Below are 21,892 nucleotides of genomic sequence, written 5' to 3'. Positions count from 1 at the left end.
TGGCATGTGCACAGCACATCGATTCGGCTATTTCCTTGGACGCGCGAACGCGCTTACCGGATAATCGTTAGACATGGGAAAGACCTATGAGCGCATAGACGGCCGGCTCCGTACGTTCATCGAGGAGCAGCCCCTCTTCTTCACCGCGACCGCGCCACTGTCCGGGGACGGCACGGTCAACCTCTCCCCCAAGGGCCTCAAGGGCTCGTTCGCCGTGCTGGACGAGCACACCCTCGCCTACCTCGACTTCGCCGGCTCCAACGCGGAGACCATCGCGCATCTGCGGGAGAACGGCCGGATCACGCTGATGTGGTGCGCCTTCCAGGGGCCGCCGAACATCGTGCGGGTGCACGGCCGCGGCGAGCCGGTCTTCCGTGACGACCCCCGCTTCGGGGAGTTCCTCGCCCGCTTCCCCGACATCGACGCGACCTCGCACGGGCTGCGCGCGATCATCGTCGTGCACGCCGAACTCGTCCGGGACAGCTGCGGGTACGCGGTTCCCTTCATGACGTACGACGAGGACCGCGAGCTGCACGCGAAGCGGTTCGCGCGGGAGGACGACGACTCGCTCAGCGCGTACTTCGCGAAGAAGGAGCACATCGCCACGAGCATGGACGGACTGCCCGGACTGCCGTTGCCGCTGAGTCCGATTTGACGCGCATAGGTCATGTGTACAGACCGTCAACTCTTGGGCTTCTTGGGGTAATTGACGGAATTCGCCCTTCCGCCGCTCTCGTCCCCTAGCGTGGGCTCATCCGTGCGCTCTCTCGCGCATGCGTGAACCACATGGGGGATTCATGTTCCGACCCGCACGTGAACCACAGAGCAAACGCCATGTCCGTTCCTCCTTCTATGTCGTCGGCGAGGGCATCCTCGGCGAGTCCGGGGAAGGCGAGCCCATGGCGGCAGAGCCCGCCTCCTCCGTGGCGGACCTGCGCAAGTTCCGCTTCTCCCGGCTGGGCCCGCAGTCCCGGCCGGCCCAACAGCTCGACCGGAACGCCCGCACCGAGCTGGCCCAGGCCATGACGGACGCCGCGGCGACCCACCCCGACCAGGAAGGGGTCCCCGCGGGGTTCACCTACCTCGGCCAGTTCGTGGACCACGACCTCACCCTGGACGCCACCGCGGTGCGCCTCGAGGACGAGATCACGGTGCGCCAGCTCCTCCAGGGCCGCTCCCCGGCCCTCGACCTCGACTCCCTCTACGGCCTCGGGCCCGACCACCGCTTCGACCGCCGGTTCTACGAGGACGACGGGCTCAGGCTGAAGACCGGGACCACGCAGGGCGTGCCGAACGACCCGTCCGTCGTGGGCCAGCCCCTCGCCGGGTTCGACCTGCCCAGGACGGGCTCGGGCTCGCTGAGGTCCGAGCGGCGCCGGGCCCTGATCCCGGACCCGCGCAACGACGAGAACCTGGTCGTCGCCCAGATCCACACCGCCTTCATCCGGTTCCACAACCGGGTGATCGCCGACCTGGTCGGCAAGGGCGTGTCGAGCGCGGTCCTCTTCGAGTCGGCGCGCGAGACGGTCGTCAAGCACTACCAGTGGATGCTGCGCCACGACTTCCTGAAGCGGATCGTCGACCCCGAGATCGTCGACGACGTGTTCGACAACGGCCGACGGGTGTTCGAGCCGGCGGCAGGCGAGCAGAACCTGCCGACCATGCCGATCGAATTCTCCGTGGCCGCCTACCGGCTGGGCCACAGCATGGTCCGGGGCCGCTACAACTGGAACCGGGTCTTCGACCAGGGCCGGGGCACACTGGAGCTGTTGTTCCAGTTCAGCGGCACCAGCGGCATCCTCTCCCCGCCGCCCGCCAACCCGGCGGACCCGGAGGCGGGCGAGTTCGAGCGGCTGCCCACCAACTGGATCGCCGACTTCCGGCGGTTGTTCGCCTTCCAGGAGGCGGTGCCGGAGCGGGCCGATCTCCAGGTGCCCGCGACCCAGTTCAACCTCGCCAAGCGCATCGACACGCTGCTGGTCAATCCGCTCGCCAAACTGCCGCTCGGCTCCTTCGGCGGGCGGGGACAGGAGAAGCCCCCGGAGATCGAGCTGAACCTCGCCTTCCGCAACCTCACCCGGGCCTCCATGCTGCGGCTCGCGACGGGCCAGCAGATGGTCGAGCACTTCGTCGGCCGGAAGGTCGACGTGGACCCGCTCACCGCGGCCGACTTCGCACAGGGCGGCGGTGCGCAGCTCTCCGCCGGGCTCGCGAAGGCGGTCTCCAAGAACGCGCCGCTGTGGTTCTACATCCTGCGCGAGGCCGAGGTGAAGGGCGGTGGGAAGCTGACCGGCGTCGGCGGCCGCATCGTCGCCGAGGTGTTCCACCGGGCCATGGAAGGCAGCCGGCACTCGATCGTGCGCGACCCCTTCTGGCGTCCCTTCCTCAGCCCGGTCGCGGCGCGCAACGCCGACGACGTGTTCGACATGACCGACCTGCTGCTCTACGCCTTCGAGGGGCGGGCGGACCAGCTCAACCCGCTGGGTCCGGTGGTCTGAGCGGTCGACGTTGGAGAGGCGGCGCCGTGCCCGGTCGGCCCACCCGGCCTGCCGGTGCCGCCACCGCGCTCTAGCGTCTGATCATGCGTCCACGTGTCGTCGTCACCGCTGTCGTCCCCGCTGTCGCCACCGCCGTCGTCTGTGCGTCATTGCTGCTGCTCGGGGCGGCTCCGGGCGTCGGGGCGGCTCCGCCGTCGGTGGCCGCGCTGCCCGCGCGGATGGCGGACACGGGCGGCGGCACACAGCTGATCACCGCCGTGGCCCCCAAGGCCGGTTCCACATCGGGCCTGCTCGCCTGGTGGGACCTGCGGGACGGACGGTGGGTGCGGGCCGGTTCCGCGCCGGCCCGGTTCGGCGCGAACGGCCTGGTCGAGGGAGGCGCCCGCCGACAGGGCACGAACACGACGCCGACGGGCCTGTACGGGCTCCCGTTCGCCTTCGGCATCCGGGCGGCCCCGCGCGGGACGACGTACCCGTACCGTCCCGTGGGCCGGAACTCCTGGTGGTGTCAGGACAACGGCTCCCGCGCCTACAACCGATGGACCGAGCCACGGCCGGCCGACTGCCGTGCCGCCGAGTCCGAGCACCTGGTGACGTACCGGACGCAGTACGCGTACGCCCTGGTCATCGGGTTCAACTACGGCAGGCCGGTGCGCGGCCGTGGGGCGGGCATCTTCCTGCATGTCGACGGCCGTGGGGCGACGGCCGGTTGTGTGTCGGTGCCGTTGGACGCGATGCGACGGATGCTGCGGTGGGCCCGGCCGCAGGAGCGCCCGCACATCGCGATCGGCACCGCCGACGGGCCGACGGCGATCACCCGGTACTGACCGGTACGAAATCGGCCGACGCCGAGTCGACCGGTACCGAACCCGCGCACCACTGTGGTCACAACGGCTGAACACTCCGCGACTGCGGCCCGTATCTGAGGGCCAAGGGTCCGTACCCACGGAGGAACAGTGACCACGACGATCGCCGGCGGCCGTGCCGCCCGCCGCCAGACGATGCGCCGCATCCGTCCGCGCCGCTCCCCGGCCGTTCCGCTGCTGCTCGCCGTCTGGGCGGGCGCCGCGGGCGTGCTGTGGTTGTGGTGGAGCAACACGCCGAACATCGCGGACACCGACAGCAAGATCCTCAACGCGGGACGGATCACCGGCCTTCTCGCCGGATACCTCATGGCGCTCGTCGTGCTGCAGATGGCACGGGTGCCGGCGCTGGAGCGCCGGGTGGGCTCGGACCGGGTCGCCCGCTGGCACGCGATGAGCGGCCGGTACACGCTCTGCCTCACCTTCGCGCACGTGTTCCTCATCATGTGGGGGTACGCGCTGCAGGCCGGCAAGTCGCTCGGCGACATCGTCCAGCAGACGATCGACTCCATCAACCAGCTGCCCGACATGGGCAAGGCGGCCATCGGCACCGGTCTGCTGGTGCTCATCGGCCTGGTGTCGATCGGCCCCGTGCGCAAGCGGATGCCGTACGACACCTGGTACCACATCCATCTGATGACGTACGCGGCCGTGTTCCTGACGTTCTGGCACCAGATCACCACCGGCAACGACTTCGCCATCGAGCCCGTCGCGAAGACCGTCTGGTACGTGCTGTACGGGTCGGTCACCTCGTTGGTCGTCTGGTACCGCATCATCACCCCGGTCCGGCTGAACCTGCGCCACCGCATGCACGTCGAGGCGGTCATCGAAGAGGCGCCGGGCATCGTCTCGGTGCTGATCGGCGGGCGCAAGCTGCACCGGATGGGCGCGGAGGCCGGGCAGTTCTTCCGGTGGCGGTTCCTCGCCCCGGGCATGCGCTTCAGCTCCCACCCGTACTCGCTGTCGGCGGCCCCGCGCCCGGACCTGCTGCGGATCACCGTCAAGGCGATCGGCGACCACAGCGCGGCGCTGCGCGAACTGCGGCCCGGCACACGCGTGTGGGCCGAGGGTCCCTACGGTGCGATGACCGCGTCCCGGCGCAGCCGCGGCAAGGTGCTGCTGGTGGCCGGCGGGGTCGGCATCACGCCGATGCGGGCGCTGTTCGAGACGCTGCCGGGCGCCGCCGGTGACATCACCCTCCTCTACCGGGCCAACAGCACCCAGGACCTGGCGCTGTGGGACGAACTGGCGAAGATCGCCGACGAGCGCGGGGCGCGGCTGATGTACGCGGTCAACAGCCCCGACGGGGAGCGCCCCGACATCTCGGCCGAGTCCCTCCAGCGCAAGATCCCCGACATCGACAGCCACGACGTCTTCATGTGCGGGCCGAACGGCTTCGCGCAAGGCGTGTTCGAGGCACTGCGCGGCGCCGGGGTCCCGGCCCGCCGTATCCATCACGAGTCGTTCGAGATGTGAGCGACGGGAATCCGCACGACCCTCGGCCTTCAACCTGAATCAGGAGCTCAGAAAGAGATGAGGAAGAGCCACCCTCTTCGGCGCGTGGTGCTGGCCACTGCCGCCACCGTGTCCGGGATCGTGCTGCTGCTGTCGCTCAAGCCGTCGTCCGACCCGGGCAGTACGCAGACGGCGGGCGCGGGAGCGCAGGCCCAGGAGGCCGCCCAGGGCGGCGCCGGGGCGACCGTCACGGGCACGATGACCGGCGACGCGGTCCAGACGCAGTACGGCAACGTGCAGGTACGCATCACCGTCGTCGACAACAAGATCACCAAGGCGGAGGCCGTCCAGGCCCCCAAGGGCGGCACCAGCGACCAGAAGACCGCGGACGCCGTTCCCAAGCTCAACGCCGCGGTGGTCGCCACGCAGAGCCCGAACATCGACACGGTCTCCGGGGCGACGTACACCAGCGAGGCCTACAAGAAGTCCCTCCAGTCGGCCATCGACAAGGCGAACGCGAGCGCCGGCTCCTCCCAGGGGTCCGGCAGCGCGCAGGCCGCCGGCGCCTTCACCGGCGACGCGGTCCAGACGCAGTACGGCAACGTGCAGGTCCGGATCACCGTCGCCGGCGGGAAGATCACCAAGTCGGAGGCGGTCCAGGCGCCCAAGGGCGGCACCAGCGACCAGAAGACCGCCGACTCCGTCCCGAAGCTCAACGCGGCGGCGGTCGCCGCGGGCACCGCGGACATCGACTCCGTGTCCGGCGCGACCTACACCAGCGACGGCTACAAGAAGTCCCTCCAGTCGGCGCTGGACAAGGCGAAGGCGGCCTCGGGTTCGGCGGCGGGCTCCTCGGGCTCCGGGGAGGCGTCTTCCGGCTCCGACGCGGGCTCCGACGCGGGTGCCGCGCAGGCCAAGACCGTCACCGGCGAGGTCCAGCAGACGCAGTACGGGCCGGTCCAGGTCCGGATCACCGTGGCCAACGGCAAGATCACGAAGGCGGAGGCGGTCCAGGCGCCCTCGGGCGGGACCAGCTCCCAGAAGACCGAGCTCTCCGTCCCCAAGCTCAACGCGGCGGCCGTCGCGGCCGGCAGCGCGGACATCGACTCCGTCTCCGGGGCCACCTACACCAGCGACGGCTACAAGAAGTCCCTGCAGTCGGCGCTGGACCAGGCCGGTGGCTGAGACCGTGACCGAGTCGGCGGCGGCACCCGCCGTGGTACGTCATGCGGAAGAGGTCATGGGGACCGTCTTCTCCTTCGACGTCCGCGGCGGGGAGGCCGAGGCGGTACGGATCGCGCTGGACGAGGCGGTCGCCTCACTGCACCGGGTCAACGAGGTGTTCAGCACCTACCGCGACGACAGTCAGGTCTCCCGGCTGGTGCGCGGCGAGCTGACCGTCGAGGAGTGCGACCCCGAGGTGGCCGAGGTGCTCGATCTGGGCGCCGAGGCGGAGCGGGTGAGCGACGGCTGGTTCAGCATGCGCTACCAGGGCCGCCTCGACCCCACCGGCATCGTGAAGGGCTGGGCCGCCGAGCGCGCGGCCCAGCTGATCGCGGCGGTCGGCGTGAGCGGAGTGAGCGTCAACGGCGGCGGGGACGTGCAGTTGCTGGGCGTCCCCGGGCCCGAACGGCCGTGGCGGGTCGGGGTGTCGGACCCGCTGCGCCCGGGCGGCCTCGCCGCCGTGGTCTCGGCGGCGGGCGCGGACGAACTGGCGGTCGCGACATCGGGTACGGCGGAGCGCGGCACCCATATCGTCGACCCGCGCACGGGCCGGTCCGCGGTGACCGACCTCGTCGCCGTGACGGTGGTCGCCCCCCGCCTGACCTGGGCGGACTGCTGGGCCACGGCCGCCTTCGCGATGGGTTCCCGAGAGGGCCTCGCCTGGCTGGAATCCCTGCCGGACGTGGAGGCCCTGCTCATCACGGCGGGCGACGAGGTCCGCTGCACGGGCGGGTTGGCGGGACGGCTCGGCTGAGCGGGGCGGCCGGGCAGCGCAGGGCGACTGCGCCCCCTGAGGGGCGCGGGACGGTTCTCATCTGCGGCTCCGCCGCGTGGGCGCGACCAGCCCCGACCAGCCCCCCGATCACCCCGCGCCCTCAAGACAGCTCCAGCCCGCGCAGCGCTCAGTGGCCGTTCTGAGCCAGTCTCAACAAGTGTTCCGCGAGGGCCTGCCCGCCCGTCGCCTCCCGGCTGATCAGCAGCAAGGTGTCGTCGCCGGCGATCGTCCCGAGAATGTCGTGCAGTTCGGCCTGGTCGATCGCCGACGCGAGGAACTGCGCCGCCCCCGGCGGAGTACGCAGCACCACGAGATTCGCGGACGCCTCCGCGGAGATCAGCAGCTCCTGCGACAGCCGCCGCATCCGCTCTTCCTTCGCCGACTCCCCCAGCGGCGCCCGAGGGGTGCGGAAACCCCCCTCGCTGGGCACCGCGTAGATCAGATCGCCGTCGGTGTTGCGGATCTTCACCGCGTTCAGCTCGTCCAGGTCCCGCGACAGCGTCGCCTGGGTGACGCTCAGCCCGTCGTCGGCCAGCAGCTTCGCCAACTGGCTCTGCGACCGCACCGGTTGACGGTTGAGGATGTCCACGATCCGGCGGTGACGCGCGGTGCGGGTCTGCGGCACGGCCGGTCCACCCGCCCCCGGCTGCTCATGCTCCTGCGCCTGACTCATCGTCGTCTCATTCCCCGGATCCGTCCCCGCCGACTGCGTCGAGGATGCCGGGCAGCGCCCCGAGGAACGCCTCCACCTCGTCGTCGCCGAGGTTCAGCGGCGGCATCAGCCGGACGACGTCGGGGGCGGGCACGTTCACCAGGAATCCGGCCTCCTGAGCCGCCTGCCGCACCTGAGGTGCGAGGGGCTCGGTGAGCACGATACCCAGGAGGAGGCCGGTTCCCCGGACATAATCGATCAACGGGTGGCCCGCACCCTGGATTCCGTCCCGCAACTTCTCGCTCTGCCGCTTGACGTTCTCCAGCAACCCCTCGTTCTCGATGGCGTCGAGAACGGCGAGTCCGGCGGCGCAGGCGACGGGGTTGCCGCCGAAGGTCGTCCCGTGGTGACCGGGCTGCAGCAGTTCCGCGGCCCGCCCGAAGGCGACGGTCGCGCCCAGCGGCAGCCCGCCGCCGAGGCCCTTGGCCAGCGTCACGACGTCCGGCAGGACGCCCTCGTGGGCCTGGTACTCGAACCAGTGCCCGGTGCGGCCGATACCGGTCTGCACCTCGTCGAGGACGAGCAGCGCGCCGGTCGCGGCGGTGATCGCGCGGGCGGCCTTGAGGTAGCCGACGGGCGGCACGACGACGCCGAGCTCGCCCTGGACGGGTTCGAGGATGACGAGCGCCGTCTCCTCGGTGACCGCGGCGGCCAGCGCCTGCGCGTCGCCGAACGGCACATGGGTGACGTCGCCGGGCAGCGGCAGGAACGGGTCGCGCTTGCCGGGCTGGCCGGTGAGCGCGAGGGCCCCCATGGTCCGGCCGTGGAAGGCGCCCTCGGTGGCGACGACGTGGGTCCGCCCGGTCAGCCGGCCGATCTTGAAGGCGGCCTCGTTGGCCTCGGCGCCCGAGTTGCAGAAGAAGACCCTGCCGTCCCGGCCGAAGAGCTGCAGCAGCCGTTCGGCGAGCGTCACGGTCGGCTCGGACATGAAGAAGTTGGAGATGTGGCCGAGCGAGCCGATCTGCCGGCTCACGGCGTCGACGACGGCCGGATGGGCGTGGCCGAGCGCGTTGACCGCGATGCCGCCGACGAAGTCGAGGTACTCCTTGCCCTCGGCGTCCCAGACCCGGGTGCCCGCGCCGCGTGTCAGGGGCAGCAGCGGGGTGCCGTAGTTGTTCATGAGCGCGCTCTGCCACCGCGCGGTCAGTTCCTGGTTGCTCATGACGACTCCCCCTGTGCGTCCGTGGTCGCGGCCGTGGTCACGGCTGGGGTCGCAGCCGCCGTCGCGTCCGGCTTCTCGTCGGCCACGACCATCGTGCCGATGCCTTCGTCGGTGAAGATCTCCAGCAGGATCGAGTGCTGGACCCGCCCGTCGATGACGCGGGCGGTGGTCACGCCGCCTCGCACGGCGTGCAGACAGCCCTCCATCTTGGGGACCATGCCCGCGCTCAGGTCCGGCAGCAGCTTCTCCAGTTGGGAGGCGGTGAGGCGGCTGATCACCTCGTCGGAGTTGGGCCAGTCCTCGTAGAGGCCCTCGACGTCCGTGAGGACCATGAGGGTCTCGGCGCCCAGAGCGGCGGCGAGTGCCGCGGCCGCGGTGTCGGCGTTGACGTTGTAGACGTGGCCGTCGTCCTGGGAGCGGGCGATCGACGAGACGATCGGGATACGGCCGTCGGCGAGCAGTGCCTCGATGGCGCCGGTGTCGATCGCGGTGATCTCGCCGACCCGTCCGATGTCGACCAACTCGCCGTCGATCTCCGGCTGGTGCTTGGTGGCGGTGATGGTGTGCGCGTCCTCGCCGGTCAGTCCGACGGCGAGCGGGCCGTGCTGGTTGAGCAGTCCGACCAGTTCGCGCTGGACCTGCCCGGCGAGCACCATCCGGACGACGTCCATGGCGTCCTCGGTGGTGACGCGCAGGCCGGCCTTGAACTCGCTGACGATGCCGGCCTGGTCGAGCGCGGCGCTGATCTGCGGGCCGCCGCCGTGCACGACGACGGGCTTGAGGCCGGCGTGGTGCAGGAAGACGACGTCCTGGGCGAAGGCGGCCTTCAGGTCGTCGTCGATCATGGCGTTGCCGCCGAACTTGATGACGACGGTCTTGCCGTTGTGCCGGGTCAGCCAGGGCAGCGCTTCGATGAGGATCTGGGCCTTGGGCAGGGCGGTGTGCTTGCGGGTAGTGCTCATGACGAGTACGCGCTGTTCTCGTGGACGTAGTCCGCGGTGAGATCGTTGGTCCAGATGGTGGCCGTCTCGCTGCCTGCGGCCAGGTCGGCGACGATGTGCACCTCGCGGTAGCGCATGTCGACCTTGTCGCGGTCCTCGCCGACCCCGCCGTTCTTGCAGACCCAGACGCCGTTGATGGCGACGTTGAGCCGGTCCGGCTCGAAGGCGGCGGAGGTCGTGCCGATCGCGGAGAGGACGCGGCCCCAGTTGGGGTCCTCGCCGTGGATCGCGCACTTGAGGAGGTTGTTGCGGGCGATGGAGCGGCCCACCTCGACGGCGTCGTCCTCGCTCGCGGCGTTGACGATCTCGACCTTGATGTCCTTGCTGGCGCCCTCGGCGTCCCGGATCAGCTGCTGGCCCAGGTCGTCGCAGACGGTCCGTACGGCCTCGGCGAACTCGGCGTACTCCGGGGTGACCCCGGCGGCGCCGGAGGCGAGCAGCAGCACGGTGTCGTTGGTGGACATGCAGCCGTCGGAGTCGACGCGGTCGAAGGTCGTCCGGGTGGCCGCGCGCAGCGCCTTGTCCAGCAGGTCGGGCTCGACGTCCGCGTCGGTGGTCAGGACGACCAGCATGGTGGCGAGGCCGGGGGCGAGCATGCCCGCGCCCTTGGCCATCCCGCCCACGGTCCAGCCGTCCTTGGCGACGACGGACGTCTTGTGGACGCTGTCGGTGGTCTTGATGGCGATGGCGGCCTTCTCGCCGCCGTGCACGCTCAGGGCAGCGGCGGCGGTCTCGACGCCCGGGAGCAGCTTGTCCATCGGGAGGAGCAGGCCGATGAGGCCGGTGGAGGCGACGGCGACCTCGGCGGCATTGTGGCCCAGCACCTCGGCGACCTTCTCCGCGGTCGCGTGCGTGTCCTGGAAGCCCTTCGGTCCCGTACAGGCGTTGGCGCCGCCGGAGTTGAGGATCACGGCGGTCACCTGACCGCCCTTGAGGACCTGCTCGGACCACAGCACGGGTGCGGCCTTGACGCGGTTGGAGGTGAAGACGCCGGCGGCGGCGCGGCGGGGCCCGGTGTTGACCACGAGGGCCAGGTCCGGGTTGCCGTTCTCCTTGATCCCGGCGGCGATGCCCGCCGCCGTGAATCCCTTGGCTGCCGTGACGCTCACGGTGCGACTCCGATCGTGGAAAGCCCGGTGGTCTCGTCGAGCCCGAGGGCGATGTTCATGCTCTGGAGGGCGCCGCCCGCGGTGCCCTTGGTCAGGTTGTCGATGGCGCTGATGGCGATGATCCGGCCCGCGGCCTCGTCGAAGGCGACCTGCACCTGAACCGCGTTCGAACCGTGGACGGACGCCGTGGCGGGCCACTGGCCCTCGGGCAGCAGGTGCACGAAGGGCTCGTCGGCGAAGGCCTTCTCGTAGGCGGCGCGGACGGACTCGGCGGTGACGCCGGGCCGCGCCTTGGCGCTGCACGTGGCGAGGATGCCGCGGGACATCGGCGCGAGGGTCGGGGTGAAGGAGACGGAGACCCGCTCGCCGGCGGCCGCGCTGAGGTTCTGGATCATCTCCGGGGTGTGCCGGTGGCCGCCGCCGACGCCGTACGGCGACATGGAGCCCATGACCTCGGAGCCCAGCAGGTGCGTCTTGGGCGCCTTGCCCGCGCCGGAGGTGCCGGAGGCGGCGACGATCACGGCCTCGTGCTCGGCCAGGCCCGCGGTGTAGGCCGGGAACAGCGCCAGCGACACGGCGGTGGGATAGCAACCGGGGACCGCGATGCGCTTGGACCCCTCCAGCGCGGCGCGGCCGCCCGGCAGTTCGGGGAGGCCGTAGGGCCAGGTCCCGGCGTGCGCGGAGCCGTAGAACTTCTCCCAGTCGGCCGCGTCGTTCAGCCGGAAGTCGGCGCCCATGTCGACGACGAGGACCTCCGGGCCGAGCTGTTCGGCGACGGCCGCGGACTGGCCGTGCGGGAGGGCGAGGAAGACGACGTCGTGTCCGGCGAGGGCCTCGGGGGTGGTCTCCGTCAGCACCCGGCCGGCCAGCGGCAGCAGGTGCGGCTGGAGCGCGCCCAGCTTCTGGCCCGCGTTGGAGTTGCCTGTCAGGGCGCCGATCTCGATCTCGGGGTGCGTGAGGAGCAGGCGCAGCAGCTCTCCGCCCGCGTACCCGCTCGCTCCGGCCACCGCCGCACGTACCACCATGGACTCCTCCTCCTGGATGGCATGACTATACGTTTCGTTGCACGTTTATGCAATCCGTCCGAGGGCGAGGCCCGCAGCGATCTTTGCCCAGGCCGTCGGGGTGCGTAACCTCGGGTCGGTGATCGCCATGACACCGATAACGAGCCTGGACCTGACCGGCTTCACCGAGCGCGAGGCGGGGGTGTGGACCGATGCGAGCGGACTCGTCCTTTCGGTGCACTTCTTCCCCGTCGTACCGGATCTGCCCGCACCCCTGCACGAGCTCGAACGGCTCCGGGCGGGGCTCACCCAGCTGGTGGCCGGGGCCGGAGGCGGCCTGATCGAGTCCGTCCCCGGCGCGGTGGACGGCGTCCCGGCGGTCCGCCAGCTGGTGAAGATGCCGCTGGGCAGCCGGCCCGGGCAGGCGTTCATCGGCAGCTGGACGATCCCCAGGGCGCAGTCCAGCACGGTCGTGAAGGTACAGGCCGCCGAAGGGGCGACGACCGGGATGCGGGAGGCGATGATCATGGCCCAGGTGGGGCCGGCCGCCTACTTCCGGCCGCACCCGTACCTGGGCGGTCAGGCGGGCGGTCTGCCGTACCACGTGGGCGACGAGGAGCAGTGGGACGCCCGGTTCGCCGACCATCCGCTCACGCTCGTGCGCGCGGCCCTGCGCCGGATCACCCCGACGGTGACGTTCGACGACCGCTTCAAGGCGCTGCCCCCGTTCGGCGGGCCGGCCGCCCCGCAGTCACCGCCACCGCAGTCACCGCCACCCCAGTCGCCGCCGAAGCGGGGCTGGTTCCGGCGCAAGGACGTCTGACGGGCGTGGGCCGCGCTCGCCCACGCCCGCCGGGATCCGCTACCGCTGTCTGATCCGCAGGAAGGTGACCGAGTTCGCCGGGAAGGTGTAGGTGAACTTCGCGGCGACCCCGGTGAAGGTGGACGTCACCGGCGCTACCGGTGTCCCGGTCTGCGAGTTCACCGCGTCCGGCGCGGCGGCCAGCGTGGTCACCTTGGCCTTGGAGGCGACCTTGGCCCCGCCGAGGTCGATCGCCGTACGGGCGTCCGCGGCCTGGGCGTTGACGACCTTGACGATCAGGTCGCCGGTCTTCTTGTCCTTGGTGACCACCTGCCGGAACGGCTCGGCCGGCTTGTCGTCGGTGAAGCTGCCCCACTCCTTGCCGTCGAGGTAGAGGGTGACCTGACGGCCCCGCACCTTGACGTCGACGTCGTAGGCGCGGCCCGTCTCGACGGACCCGGCCTTGGAGATCAGCGTCGACTTGCCGCCGTCCACGGCCTGCTCGACGGCGGACTGGGTGTTGTTCCAGCCGCCCAGGTTCCACCAGTAGAAGTTGCCGGTGTCCTTGACGCCGAACGCGACGAGGAAGCCTTCCTTCCCGGACTTCTTGGTGGCCTTCACCTGCAGGTCGTAGTCGTGCCAGGCGGTGTCACCGGCCGAGACCATGGTGTTCTCGGCGGCGGTGTCGGTCTGCACGTACTGCCCGTCCTGGAGCGCCCAGCTGCCGCCGCCCGTGTGCGTCCACTTCGAGGCGTCGCCGGAGAAGTCGTCGCTCAGCAGCGGGGCGCCGTCCGCGTCCGTCACCCGCACGTCGTCGTAGGCCGCGCCGGTCGCCCAGGTGGACAGGCCGACGGCGCCGGTGATGGGGCCGGTCAGGGACGGGGTTCCGGTGGCCGTCGAGGGCACCACGCGATCGCCGACGTTGGTCATGAACAGCTTCTGGACCTCGTAGTTGGCCGAGTTCCAGGAGGCGTGGTTGTTGAACCACACCATGTCCGGGCTCCACTGCACATAGTCCTCGTTGGCGAACAGCGGTGCGTAGGAGGCGAGTTTCACGACGTCGGCGTTGCGCTCCAGGCCGGTCATGAAGGCCGCTTCGGCGAGGCCGTTCTTGAAGGCGTTGCCCCAGGAGGCGTACTCGCCGAGGAAGACCTTCGGGCCGCTGCGGTCGTAGGAGTCGTAGCGGTCGTTGTTCTGCAGGAACCACTGGGTGCTGTTGTAGTAGTGCTCGTCGACCATGTCGACCTTGGCGTCCTTGTTGAGCTGCCAGGCCGTGTCGAAGGTCGAACCCGCGTCGTCCGGGCCGGAGTTGGAGATGACCGTGATGTTCGGGTACTTGGCCTCGATCGCGGCCCGGAACTCCTTGAAGCGGGCGAAGAACTCGGTGGGGAGGTTCTCCTCGTTGCCGACCTCGATGTGGGTGAGGCGGAAGGGCTTCGGGTGGCCCATCCGGGCGCGCTTGCGGCCCCAGGTCGAGGTCACCGGGCCGTTGGCGAACTCGATGAGGTCGAGGGTGTCCTGGATGTGCCGCTTCAGCAGCGCGTCGTCGACGGTGGCCTTGTTCTGGCCGCAGCCGGTCACCAGGGCCGGGACGACGGGCAGCGGCATCGCGCCGACGTCCTCCGCGAGGCGGAAGTACTCGTAGTAGCCGAGGCCGTAACTCTGGTTGTAGCCCCAGAAGTTGGAGTTGACGGCGCGCTGCTCGACCGGGCCGATCGTGTCCTTCCACTGGTAGGAGCGGGCGCGCTGATAGCCGGAGGCCTCGCTGTAGTCCTGCATGGAGCCGGTGTTGACCAGACAGCCGCCGGGGAAGCGCACGAAGCCGGGGTGCAGGGCGGCGATCTTCTCGGCGAGGTCCTTGCGCAGGCCGTTGGGCTCGTGCCTGTAGGTGTCGCGGGGGAACAGGGACACCATGTCGAGGGCGCTCGCGGCGGCGGAGGCCACGGTCAGGCGGCCGTCGCTGCTGGTGCGGGTCGCGGTGAAGGTCGCCTTGTACTGCGCCCAGCCGCCGGTGCGCACGGCCACCTTGCGGGCGGTGGCCAGGGCGCCGTCGGCGTCCTGGAGGCTCACGGTGAGCGTGCTGCCGCTCTCGGCGCGGGCCCACACCGAGAAGTCGTACTTCTTGCCCTGCTCGACCCGGACACCGGTGTTGTAGCCGGCGTTGGTCACGGCCGAACCGGCGGCCAGCGAGAGGTAGTTGCGGTTGCGCTCATTGAGGCGTCCGCTGTCGTTCAGGACCTGCGCGGCGCCGTCGACCGTCCAGGAGGTCAGCGGGGTGTACGCCCTGTTGTCGACCGTCGAGTACTCGAAGGATCGGTTCTGCACGAGCTCGGCGTACAGACCGCCGTCGGCCGCCCGGTTGATGTCCTCGAAGAAGACGCCGTACATCGTGTCGTCGATCTTCGCGCCCTTGGCGGCGGGGTCGACGGTGATGGCGTAGTCGGTCACGGCCTCGGCGTGCGCGGGGGCGGGCACGAGGGTGGTGGCCGTCAGGAGGGCGGTCGCGCCGAGACCGACTCTCCAGCGGGTGCGGGTGGTGCTGCGTGACATGAATAACTCCGCGGCTCAGTGATGCTCAATGATGCGAGTTGTTCGAAATATCAGACGATGATCAGCACTTCGAACGGCAAGATAGGTAGGTGACAGAGACGCGTCAATGGGGCGTGCAGCAGCGAAAGTGTCGGAAGCGAGGAACGGATGGGTGAGTTCCGGCCGGTGCCGGACGTACTGGCGTACCTCGCCGGAAGCTGGCGGGTGACACGGTCGGTACGGGACCGGGCGAGCGGCGACGAGGGCCGCTTCGACGGGGTCACCGTGTTCGGCGCACTGAACGGACCCGGGCTGCTGCACGAGGAGTCCGGCACGTTCGTCTGGCTCGGCGTCGCCCGGCCGGCCGAGCGCACCCTGCGCTTCCTGCCGGGGCCGACGCCCGGCACCGCGGACGTACGGTTCGCCGACGGCCGCCCCTTCCACGACCTGGACCTGCGCACGGGACGGCACATCGCCGACCACCCCTGCTCGGCCGACCTCTACCGGGGCGAGTTCACCGTCCGGGACGCGGACCGCTGGCGGACGGTCTGGCGCGTGGCCGGCCCTGCCAAGGACCTGCTCCTCACCACCGACTACGCGCGCGTGGGCTGAGCCGAGGCCCCTTCGAGGCGGAGGTTCCAGCGACCGGCCCGGCCGGTGACGGTGGTCGTGGACAGCGGGCGCACATCGATGTTCCAGTACGTCGCGGGCGGCGCCTTGAGCACGTACACCAGGGCGGCCCGGATCACGCTCGGCTCGGCGACGGCGACGATCCGGCAGCCGTCCTCCGGCGGCCGGGTGTCGAGCCAGCCGCCGACCCGGGAGACGAACGCCAGCAGCGACTCGCCGCCGTGCGGGGTGGCCAGCGGGTCGGCGAGCCAGGCGTCCACGGCCTGCGGCTCACGGGCCATCGCCTCGCCCAGCGTGAAGCCGCGCCAGCGGCCCATGTCGCACTCCCGCAGGGCGAGCTGCACGAGCGGGGCGTAGCCGAGCGCGTCCCCGGTGGCCCGGCTGCGCTGGGTCGGCGAGCAGTAGCGCAGTTCGGCGGCCGCGAGCGGCACCAGGGCGTCGGCCGCGCGCACCACCTCGCCCCAGCCCTCCTGGTCCAGCGGCCGGTCGTCCTCGAAGCGCTCCGCGAGCAGCGCGGAGCTGCGAGCGGCGGCGACGAACGTGACCCGAAGTGGCATGCGGTGATGGTGAGCCGCACAACTGAGCAGGTCAAGAGCTGTTGGCCGACAGCCGGAAGAAAACTTACCGACGAGTCAGGATCTGCCGGACAAGTCCCCGGAAAACATCAGCGCCATCCATTGGTCCGGCTTCTCCAGCGCCGCGAAGCCGACCTGTTCGTACACTCCGTGCGCGTCGTGCGTGGCGAGCAGGAGTCGGCGCAGCCCGTGCGGCCGCAGGTGGTCGCGTACGGCGGCGACGAGGGCGGTGCCGAGGCCCTTGCCCCGGGCCGCCGGTTCCACGTACACGTCGCACAGCCATGCGAAGGTCGCGAGGTCCGTCACCACGCGCGCGTAGGCGACCTGCTCGCCCGACGCCGTGTCGTAGACGCCGAAGTTCAGCGACCCGGCGATCGCCCGGTCCTGCTTGTCCCGCTCGCGCCCGAGTGCCCAGTACGCGTCCGTGGACAGCCAGCGGTGCACCCGCTCGGCGTCGATCCGGGCAGGGTCGGCAGAGATCTCGTACCCCTCGGCGACGGCCGGGGTGAAGTCGATGGAGGTCATGGCCGGGATCCTCACAAGACGGCGTCCCTCATGTCGAACGGTTTGCGGGCAGCACCTCGTCGCACGCCGCCCGCAGCCGCCGCACCCCCTCCGCGATCTCCTCCGTCCCGGCGACGGCCGCGAAGCTCAGCCGCACATGGGCGGCCGGGGGCTCGGCGCTGAAGTAGGGACGGCCCGGGGTGAGGGCGACGCCCGCGCGCAGAGCCGCGGCCGTGAACACGGTGTCGTCCACGCCGTCCGGCAGCCGCAGCCACAGGTGGTAGCCGCCGGACGGGATGTGCGGGAGGGCGAGCTCGGGCAGCCGTAGCCGCAGCGCGGCGGCCATCGCGTCCCGTCGGACCCTCAACTCGGCGGCCACGGCCCGCAGATGGCGGGGCCAGGCGGGCGAGCCGACGAGTTCCAGCGCCGCTTCCTGGAGCGGGCGGGGCACGAAGAAGGTGTCGACGACCTGGATGGCCCGCAGGCGTTCCAGGACCGGGCCGCGGGCGGCCAGGGCGCTGACCCGGAAGCTCGGCGAGGTCGCCTTGGTCAGCGAGCCGACGTGCACGACGACGCCGTCGGCGTCCTCGGCGGCGAGCGGACGCGGCAGCTGACCGGCGTCCTCGTGCGCGAGCCGCCGCACGAAGTCGTCCTCGACGACGAACGCGCCCGCCTCGCGCGCGATGCGCAGCACCTCCCCGCGCCGGCCGGCGGCCAGGACGGCGCCGGTCGGGTTCTGGAACAGGGGCTGGCAGACGAAGGCCCGGGCGCCGGTGGCCCGGAACGCGTCGGCGAGCAGCTCCGGCTTCACCCCGTCCGGGTCGACCGGGACCGGGACCGGGCGCAGTCCCGCCGATCTGGCGATGGCGAGCATGCCGGGGTAGGTCGGCGACTCCACGAGGACCGGTGCGCCGGGCGGGGCGAGGGCGCGCAGGGCGGTGGTGAGCGCTGCCTGGCCGCCCGCGCTGACCAGCACCTCGGCCGCGGTGACCGAGCCGCCGATGGTCCGCGCGAACCATTCGCGCAGCTCCGGCAGGCCCTCCATGGGCGGCCGTCCCCAGGCGCCGGGGCGCCGTCCGGCCCGGGCCAGGGCCGCGGCCATCGCCCGCTCCGGCTGCAGCGAGGGGTGGAGGTAGCCGCCGTTGAACTCGATCACGCCGGGCGGCGGGGCCGCCAGCGACACCGTCACCCCGGAGGCGTCCACCGAGCGCGGGACGAGGTCGCCGGCGCCGTCCGCGCTCAGCGCGACCTCCTGCCAGGAGGTGTCGCCGGCGGGGGCGGCGCTCGCCCGCGGCGGCCGGGCCCGGAAGGCGCCCGCACCGGGCCGGGTGACCACCAGCCCCTCGGCGGCCAGCTGCGCCAGCGCCCGCGAGACGGTCACCGGACTCACCCGGAACCTTTCGACCAGGGCCCGACTCGACGGCAGCTTTCCACCGGGAGAGTAGCGGTCGAACTCCCGCCGCAGCTGTTCTGCCAGTTCGCCCACACTGCTACGCTCTTGCATGAAGATACAGAGTAGCGCTACTGCACGGTCGGCGATAGCGGTCAGCACCCCGCAGCCGGTCCCGGGGGCGATCTCGGGGACAGACCCGGGGACGACCCTTCGGGCGAACCTGCGGCCGGGCCGCCTCGGCACCCTCCAGGCCGCCCTGGGCGTCGTCGCCTTCTCCCTCACCTTCCCCGCGACCGCCTGGGGGCTGGAGGGCTTCGGCCCCTGGGCGCTGGTCGCCGTGCGCAGCGTGCTGGCCGCCCTGATCGCGGGCGGGTGTCTGCTGGCCCTCCGCGTGCCGCTGCCCGCCCGGCGGCACTGGCCCGGGCTCGCCGTGGTGGCCGCCGGGGTCGTCGTCGGCTTCCCGCTGCTCACCACGCTCGCCCTGCAGACGTCCACGACCTCGCACGCCGCCGTGGTGGTCGGCCTGCTGCCGCTGACCACCGCGCTGCTGTCCGCCCTGCGCATGGGCACCCGCCCCTCCCGCACCTTCTGGGCGGCGGCGCTGGCCGGCGCGGCCGCGGTGGCGGCCTTCACCGTGCAGCAGAGCGGCGGTGCCCTGACCGGCGCCGACCTGTATCTGTTCGGGGCGCTGCTGGTGTGCGCGGCCGGCTACACCGAGGGCGGCCGGCTGGCCCGGGTCATGCCGGGCTGGCAGGTCATCGGCTGGGCGCTGGTGTTCTGTCTGCCGCTCACCGTGCCCGCCGCCGCGCTCGCCCTGGCCCACGAGAGCGCCCAGCTGACCGCGCACAGCGTGGCCGGGCTGCTGTGGGTCGCGGTGGGCTCGCAGTTCCTCGGCCTGGTCGTCTGGTACCGGGGCATGGCGGCGATCGGCATTCCCAAGGCCAGCCAGTTGCAGTTGGCCCAACCGCTGCTCACACTGGTGTGGTCGGTGCTGCTGCTGGGCGAACACCTCACACCCGCCGCTCCGCTGACAGCCGCGGCCGTGCTCATCTGCATCGCCGTCACGCAGCGGGCGCGTGGCTAGGCTCGCCGTACATCGGCCGTACCCGGACCGTTCGGCCGTACCCGGACCGTGAGGAGGCCCACAGATGCGCGCAACCACGGGCGACCAGCTTGTCCAGCACGGCAGGGTGGTCGGTCAACACGACAAGGTCGGCGAGATCGTCGAGGTACTGGGCCAGGGAGGCCATCCCCCGTACCGCGTCCGCTTCGAGGACGGGCACGTGGGCGTGTGCTCACCCGGCCCGGACACCGAGATCCGCCACAAGGGGACCGAGGAACGACACGGTTAGAGCCTGTCCGGCGGATCAAGTCGCACGAAAGCAGCGGCGACCGATCAGCGCGGCGGCTCCGCCTGCTGTTGGTAGTGGTCGGCGATGACCTGCGCCATCGCGCCGATCCGGTCCGTCCGCACGTCCTTGGCCGCGAAGTAGACATGCCCGCGCACCTCCGGGTGGGCGGCGGCCAGATCGAGATGGTCGGTCAGTTCGGCCGGGTCCTGCCAGGCCGCGGACTGCGCCGGGTCGCCGGCCCGGTACAGGGCCTCGCCGATGTACAGCCGGGTGCGACTGCCCTTGGCCACCCCCGCCCACCAGGGCACGAGCTTGGCGTAGTCGGCGGCCGAGAGCCCGATGTTCCAGTACAGCTGCGGGACGATGTAGTCGAGCCAGCCCTCCCGCACCCACTTGCGGGTGTCGGCGTGGATGTCGTCGTACGACTGGAGCGCCTTGGTGTCCGAGCCCTTCGAGTCGGTGGAGGCGTTGCGCCACACCCCGAACGGGCTGATCCCGAACTGGGTGCCGGGCCTGGTGGCCTTGATCCGGGCGGCCGTCTCCAGCACCAGCTTGTCGATGTTGTCGCGCCGCCAGGCGGCCCGGTTGGGGAAGGCGCCGCCGTGCGCGTCGTACGCCGCCTCGTCGTCGAAGGTCTGACCGGCCACCGGGTACGGGTAGAAGTAGTCGTCGAAGTGCACCGCGTCCACCGGGTACTTCTGCACCGCGTCGAGGATCGCGTCCTGCACGAAGGCGCGGACCTCGGGCAGTCCGGGGTTGTAGTAGAGCTTCCCGCCGAACGACACCACCCAGTCCGGGTGCACGCGCGCGGGATGGGAAGCGATGAGCTTCGTGGGGTCGTCGTGGGTCGCGACCCGATACGGGTTGAACCAGGCGTGCAGCTGCAGCCCCCGCGCATGGGCCTCGGCGACGGCCGTGCCCAGCGGGTCCCAGCCCGGTGACCTGCCCTGGACGCCGGTCAGCACCTGGGACCACGGCTCGTAGGGCGAGGGCCACAGCGCGTCGGCCGTGGGCCGCACCTGGAAGACCACCGTGTTGAGCCGCTTGCTCACCGCCAGATCGAGCCAGGCGATCAGCTCGGCGCGCTGCGCCGCGGCGCTCAGGCCGGACCGGGACGGCCAGTCGCGGTTACTGACGGTCGCCAACCACATCCCCCGCATCTCGGTTGTCGCCCGCCGCTGCCCCGGGGGCGCGGCCCCCGGGCGCGCGGGCGCCGCCCCCGTCGTGGTGAACGCCGACAGCGCTGCCAGTGCGAAGGCCCGCCGGGACAGTCGCCCCATCACACACATCCCCACATACTCCGCGGATCCGCTCGGTCACGGACCGTTTCGGGCCCCAGCATGCCCCCACCCCGGCGATCGATCATCGATACTTGCTAGTAACGTGCACGATCGGAGCAGGCGGACCGAAACCCGGCAGACCTGCGACTGCCATCTTCAGTCAGCGCGGCGAAAGGGACGATGTGACCGACATCGAACGGATCGGAGTGGTCGGCTGCGGCCAGATGGGGGCGGGCATCGCCGAGGTCTGCGCGCGCGCCGGACTCGACGTCAAGGTCGCCGAGACCACCGGCGAGGCCCTGGAGTTCGGCCGGACCCGGCTGTTCAACTCCCTGGCCAAGGCCGCCGAGCGCGGCAAGATCTCCGAGCAGGAGCGGGACGCGACGCTGGCGCGCCTCAGCTTCACCAGGGACCTCGGCGAGTTCGCCGACCGTGACCTGGTGATCGAGGCCGTGGTCGAGAACGAGCAGGTCAAGACCGAGATCTTCCAGGTCCTCGACCAGGTCGTGACCCGCCGGGACGCGATCCTCGCCTCCAACACCTCCTCCATCCCGCTGGTGAAGCTCGCGGTCGCCACCTCGCGGCCCGACCAGGTCGTCGGCATCCACTTCTTCAACCCGGCCCCGGTGCAGAAGCTCGTCGAGCTGATCCCGGCGCTGACCACCTCCGAGGGCACGCTCGGGCGGGCGCAGCTGTTCGCCGAGAAGGTGCTGGGCAAGCATGCGATCCGGGCCCAGGACCGCTCCGGCTTCGTGGTCAACGCGCTGCTGATCCCCTATCTGCTCTCCGCGATCCGGATGTTCGAGACGGGCATCGCCAGCCGCGAGGACATCGACAACGGCATGGAGATGGGCTGCGCCCACCCGATGGGCCCGCTGAAGCTGTCCGACCTGATCGGTCTGGACACGGTCGCGTCGGTCGCGTTCTCGATGTACGAGGAGTACAAGGAACCGCTGTACGCGGCTCCCCCGCTGCTCCAGCGCATGGTGGACGCGGGCCGACTGGGCCGCAAGACCGGCTCAGG

The 21,892-nt window shown here is 71.2% G+C and carries 21 protein-coding genes; 11 read left to right on the top strand and 10 right to left on the bottom strand.

Features of this window, described 5'->3' with window-relative positions:
* Window positions 1-73: 73 nt before the first annotated feature.
* The 6 genes from ABZ725_RS40600 to ABZ725_RS40575 all read left to right on the top strand — a co-directional run bounded on the left by ABZ725_RS40600 (window position 74) and on the right by ABZ725_RS40575 (window position 6,794).
* Window positions 74-655, top strand: a complete 582-nt coding sequence (locus tag ABZ725_RS40600) for a pyridoxamine 5'-phosphate oxidase family protein (RefSeq protein ID WP_358807403.1) — start codon at window positions 74-76, stop codon at window positions 653-655.
* A 142-nt stretch (window positions 656-797) separates the two neighbouring features.
* Window positions 798-2,498 carry a heme peroxidase family protein gene (locus tag ABZ725_RS40595; protein ID WP_358807402.1) on the top strand — a complete coding sequence of 567 codons (1,701 nt, stop codon included), beginning with the start codon at window positions 798-800 and terminating at the stop codon, window positions 2,496-2,498.
* A gap of 83 nt (window positions 2,499-2,581) precedes the next feature.
* Window positions 2,582-3,325, top strand: a complete 744-nt coding sequence (locus ABZ725_RS40590) for a L,D-transpeptidase family protein (RefSeq protein ID WP_358807401.1) — start codon at window positions 2,582-2,584, stop codon at window positions 3,323-3,325.
* Between the two features lie 129 nt (window positions 3,326-3,454).
* Window positions 3,455-4,837 carry a ferredoxin reductase family protein gene (locus tag ABZ725_RS40585; protein ID WP_358807400.1) on the top strand — a complete coding sequence of 461 codons (1,383 nt, stop codon included), beginning with the start codon at window positions 3,455-3,457 and terminating at the stop codon, window positions 4,835-4,837.
* Between the two features lie 57 nt (window positions 4,838-4,894).
* The gene (locus ABZ725_RS40580; protein ID WP_358807399.1) at window positions 4,895-6,001 is read left to right on the top strand and encodes an FMN-binding protein; all 1,107 of its coding nucleotides are present in this window, start codon (window positions 4,895-4,897) and stop codon (window positions 5,999-6,001) included.
* A complete protein-coding gene (locus ABZ725_RS40575) occupies window positions 5,994-6,794 on the top strand; it encodes an FAD:protein FMN transferase (protein ID WP_358807398.1) in 801 nt (266 codons plus the stop codon). Before ABZ725_RS40580 ends, ABZ725_RS40575 begins: the two co-directional genes overlap by 8 nt.
* A gap of 148 nt (window positions 6,795-6,942) precedes the next feature.
* On the opposite strand, the gene ABZ725_RS40570 is transcribed toward ABZ725_RS40575, so the two are convergent.
* Genes ABZ725_RS40570 through argC form a run of 5 tightly spaced genes read right to left on the bottom strand, consistent with a single transcriptional unit; the run spans window position 6,943 to window position 11,824 of the window.
* The gene (locus tag ABZ725_RS40570; protein ID WP_358807397.1) at window positions 6,943-7,488 is read right to left on the bottom strand and encodes an arginine repressor; all 546 of its coding nucleotides are present in this window, start codon (window positions 7,486-7,488) and stop codon (window positions 6,943-6,945) included.
* Between the two features lie 7 nt (window positions 7,489-7,495).
* Window positions 7,496-8,689 carry an acetylornithine transaminase gene (locus ABZ725_RS40565; RefSeq protein ID WP_358807396.1) on the bottom strand — a complete coding sequence of 398 codons (1,194 nt, stop codon included), beginning with the start codon at window positions 8,687-8,689 and terminating at the stop codon, window positions 7,496-7,498.
* On the bottom strand, window positions 8,686-9,651 hold the full coding sequence (gene argB, locus ABZ725_RS40560; protein WP_358807395.1) for an acetylglutamate kinase: 966 nt from the start codon (window positions 9,649-9,651) through the stop codon (window positions 8,686-8,688). The genes ABZ725_RS40565 and argB overlap by 4 nt, the downstream gene beginning before the upstream one ends.
* On the bottom strand, window positions 9,648-10,799 hold the full coding sequence (gene argJ / locus ABZ725_RS40555; RefSeq protein WP_358807394.1) for a bifunctional glutamate N-acetyltransferase/amino-acid acetyltransferase ArgJ: 1,152 nt from the start codon (window positions 10,797-10,799) through the stop codon (window positions 9,648-9,650). Before argJ ends, argB begins: the two co-directional genes overlap by 4 nt.
* Window positions 10,796-11,824: an N-acetyl-gamma-glutamyl-phosphate reductase gene (gene argC, locus ABZ725_RS40550; protein ID WP_358807393.1), complete on the bottom strand. Its 1,029-nt coding sequence runs from the start codon at window positions 11,822-11,824 to the stop codon at window positions 10,796-10,798. The genes argJ and argC overlap by 4 nt, the downstream gene beginning before the upstream one ends.
* A 127-nt stretch (window positions 11,825-11,951) precedes the next feature.
* Between argC and ABZ725_RS40545 the strand changes: the two genes are divergently transcribed.
* On the top strand, window positions 11,952-12,626 hold the full coding sequence (locus ABZ725_RS40545) for a hypothetical protein (protein WP_358807533.1): 675 nt from the start codon (window positions 11,952-11,954) through the stop codon (window positions 12,624-12,626).
* A gap of 39 nt (window positions 12,627-12,665) precedes the next feature.
* Here the strand turns inward: ABZ725_RS40545 and ABZ725_RS40540 are convergent, their stop codons facing one another.
* Window positions 12,666-15,155 carry an alpha-L-arabinofuranosidase C-terminal domain-containing protein gene (locus ABZ725_RS40540; RefSeq protein WP_358807392.1) on the bottom strand — a complete coding sequence of 830 codons (2,490 nt, stop codon included), beginning with the start codon at window positions 15,153-15,155 and terminating at the stop codon, window positions 12,666-12,668.
* Between the two features lie 147 nt (window positions 15,156-15,302).
* On the opposite strand from ABZ725_RS40540, the gene ABZ725_RS40535 reads away from it, so the two are divergent.
* Window positions 15,303-15,746: a DUF6314 family protein gene (locus ABZ725_RS40535; RefSeq protein ID WP_358807391.1), complete on the top strand. Its 444-nt coding sequence runs from the start codon at window positions 15,303-15,305 to the stop codon at window positions 15,744-15,746.
* On the opposite strand, the gene ABZ725_RS40530 is transcribed toward ABZ725_RS40535, so the two are convergent.
* The 3 genes from ABZ725_RS40530 to ABZ725_RS40520 form a co-directional block, all read right to left on the bottom strand.
* The gene (locus ABZ725_RS40530; RefSeq protein WP_351908022.1) at window positions 15,728-16,321 is read right to left on the bottom strand and encodes a histidine phosphatase family protein; all 594 of its coding nucleotides are present in this window, start codon (window positions 16,319-16,321) and stop codon (window positions 15,728-15,730) included. The genes ABZ725_RS40535 and ABZ725_RS40530 overlap by 19 nt on opposite strands.
* 75 nt (window positions 16,322-16,396) lie before the next feature.
* A complete protein-coding gene (locus ABZ725_RS40525; RefSeq protein ID WP_358807532.1) occupies window positions 16,397-16,855 on the bottom strand; it encodes a GNAT family N-acetyltransferase in 459 nt (152 codons plus the stop codon).
* Between the two features lie 37 nt (window positions 16,856-16,892).
* Window positions 16,893-18,347, bottom strand: a complete 1,455-nt coding sequence (locus ABZ725_RS40520; protein ID WP_358807390.1) for a PLP-dependent aminotransferase family protein — start codon at window positions 18,345-18,347, stop codon at window positions 16,893-16,895.
* Between ABZ725_RS40520 and ABZ725_RS40515 the strand changes: the two genes are divergently transcribed.
* Complete coding sequence (locus tag ABZ725_RS40515; RefSeq protein ID WP_358807389.1) at window positions 18,346-19,320, top strand: DMT family transporter; 975 nt, start codon at window positions 18,346-18,348, stop codon at window positions 19,318-19,320. The genes ABZ725_RS40520 and ABZ725_RS40515 overlap by 2 nt on opposite strands.
* A 64-nt stretch (window positions 19,321-19,384) precedes the next feature.
* Complete coding sequence (locus ABZ725_RS40510; RefSeq protein WP_358807388.1) at window positions 19,385-19,588, top strand: DUF1918 domain-containing protein; 204 nt, start codon at window positions 19,385-19,387, stop codon at window positions 19,586-19,588.
* A gap of 44 nt (window positions 19,589-19,632) precedes the next feature.
* Here ABZ725_RS40510 and ABZ725_RS40505 read toward each other — a convergent pair whose 3' ends face one another.
* Window positions 19,633-20,868, bottom strand: a complete 1,236-nt coding sequence (locus ABZ725_RS40505; protein WP_358807387.1) for a family 10 glycosylhydrolase — start codon at window positions 20,866-20,868, stop codon at window positions 19,633-19,635.
* Between the two features lie 182 nt (window positions 20,869-21,050).
* Here ABZ725_RS40505 and ABZ725_RS40500 point away from each other — a divergent pair.
* A partial coding sequence (locus ABZ725_RS40500; protein WP_358807386.1) for a 3-hydroxybutyryl-CoA dehydrogenase occupies window positions 21,051-21,892 on the top strand: 842 nt, incomplete at its 3' end.

The organism is Streptomyces sp. NPDC006872, assembly GCF_040635845.1.
Taxonomy (GTDB): domain Bacteria; phylum Actinomycetota; class Actinomycetes; order Streptomycetales; family Streptomycetaceae; genus Streptomyces.
Note: the sequence above shows the minus strand (reverse complement) of the source record. Positions and strands in the feature narration are given on the sequence as shown.

Bases quoted from the DNA above. Each gene is read 5' to 3' on its own strand.
- ABZ725_RS40600 (WP_358807403.1), top strand. From the start codon at position 74: ATGGGAAAGACCTATGAGCGCATAGACGGCCGGCTCCGTACGTTCATC.
- ABZ725_RS40595 (WP_358807402.1), top strand. From the start codon at position 798: ATGTTCCGACCCGCACGTGAACCACAGAGCAAACGCCATGTCCGTTCC.
- ABZ725_RS40590 (WP_358807401.1), top strand. From the start codon at position 2,582: ATGCGTCCACGTGTCGTCGTCACCGCTGTCGTCCCCGCTGTCGCCACC.
- ABZ725_RS40580 (WP_358807399.1), top strand. From the start codon at position 4,895: ATGAGGAAGAGCCACCCTCTTCGGCGCGTGGTGCTGGCCACTGCCGCC.
- ABZ725_RS40570 (WP_358807397.1), bottom strand. From the start codon at position 7,488: ATGAGTCAGGCGCAGGAGCATGAGCAGCCGGGGGCGGGTGGACCGGCC.
- ABZ725_RS40565 (WP_358807396.1), bottom strand. From the start codon at position 8,689: ATGAGCAACCAGGAACTGACCGCGCGGTGGCAGAGCGCGCTCATGAAC.
- argB (WP_358807395.1), bottom strand. From the start codon at position 9,651: ATGAGCACTACCCGCAAGCACACCGCCCTGCCCAAGGCCCAGATCCTC.
- argC (WP_358807393.1), bottom strand. From the start codon at position 11,824: ATGGTGGTACGTGCGGCGGTGGCCGGAGCGAGCGGGTACGCGGGCGGA.
- ABZ725_RS40545 (WP_358807533.1), top strand. From the start codon at position 11,952: ATGACACCGATAACGAGCCTGGACCTGACCGGCTTCACCGAGCGCGAG.
- ABZ725_RS40540 (WP_358807392.1), bottom strand. From the start codon at position 15,155: ATGTCACGCAGCACCACCCGCACCCGCTGGAGAGTCGGTCTCGGCGCG.
- ABZ725_RS40535 (WP_358807391.1), top strand. From the start codon at position 15,303: ATGGGTGAGTTCCGGCCGGTGCCGGACGTACTGGCGTACCTCGCCGGA.
- ABZ725_RS40530 (WP_351908022.1), bottom strand. From the start codon at position 16,321: ATGCCACTTCGGGTCACGTTCGTCGCCGCCGCTCGCAGCTCCGCGCTG.
- ABZ725_RS40515 (WP_358807389.1), top strand. From the start codon at position 18,346: ATGAAGATACAGAGTAGCGCTACTGCACGGTCGGCGATAGCGGTCAGC.
- ABZ725_RS40520 (WP_358807390.1), bottom strand. From the start codon at position 18,347: ATGCAAGAGCGTAGCAGTGTGGGCGAACTGGCAGAACAGCTGCGGCGG.
- ABZ725_RS40510 (WP_358807388.1), top strand. From the start codon at position 19,385: ATGCGCGCAACCACGGGCGACCAGCTTGTCCAGCACGGCAGGGTGGTC.
- ABZ725_RS40505 (WP_358807387.1), bottom strand. From the start codon at position 20,868: ATGGGGCGACTGTCCCGGCGGGCCTTCGCACTGGCAGCGCTGTCGGCG.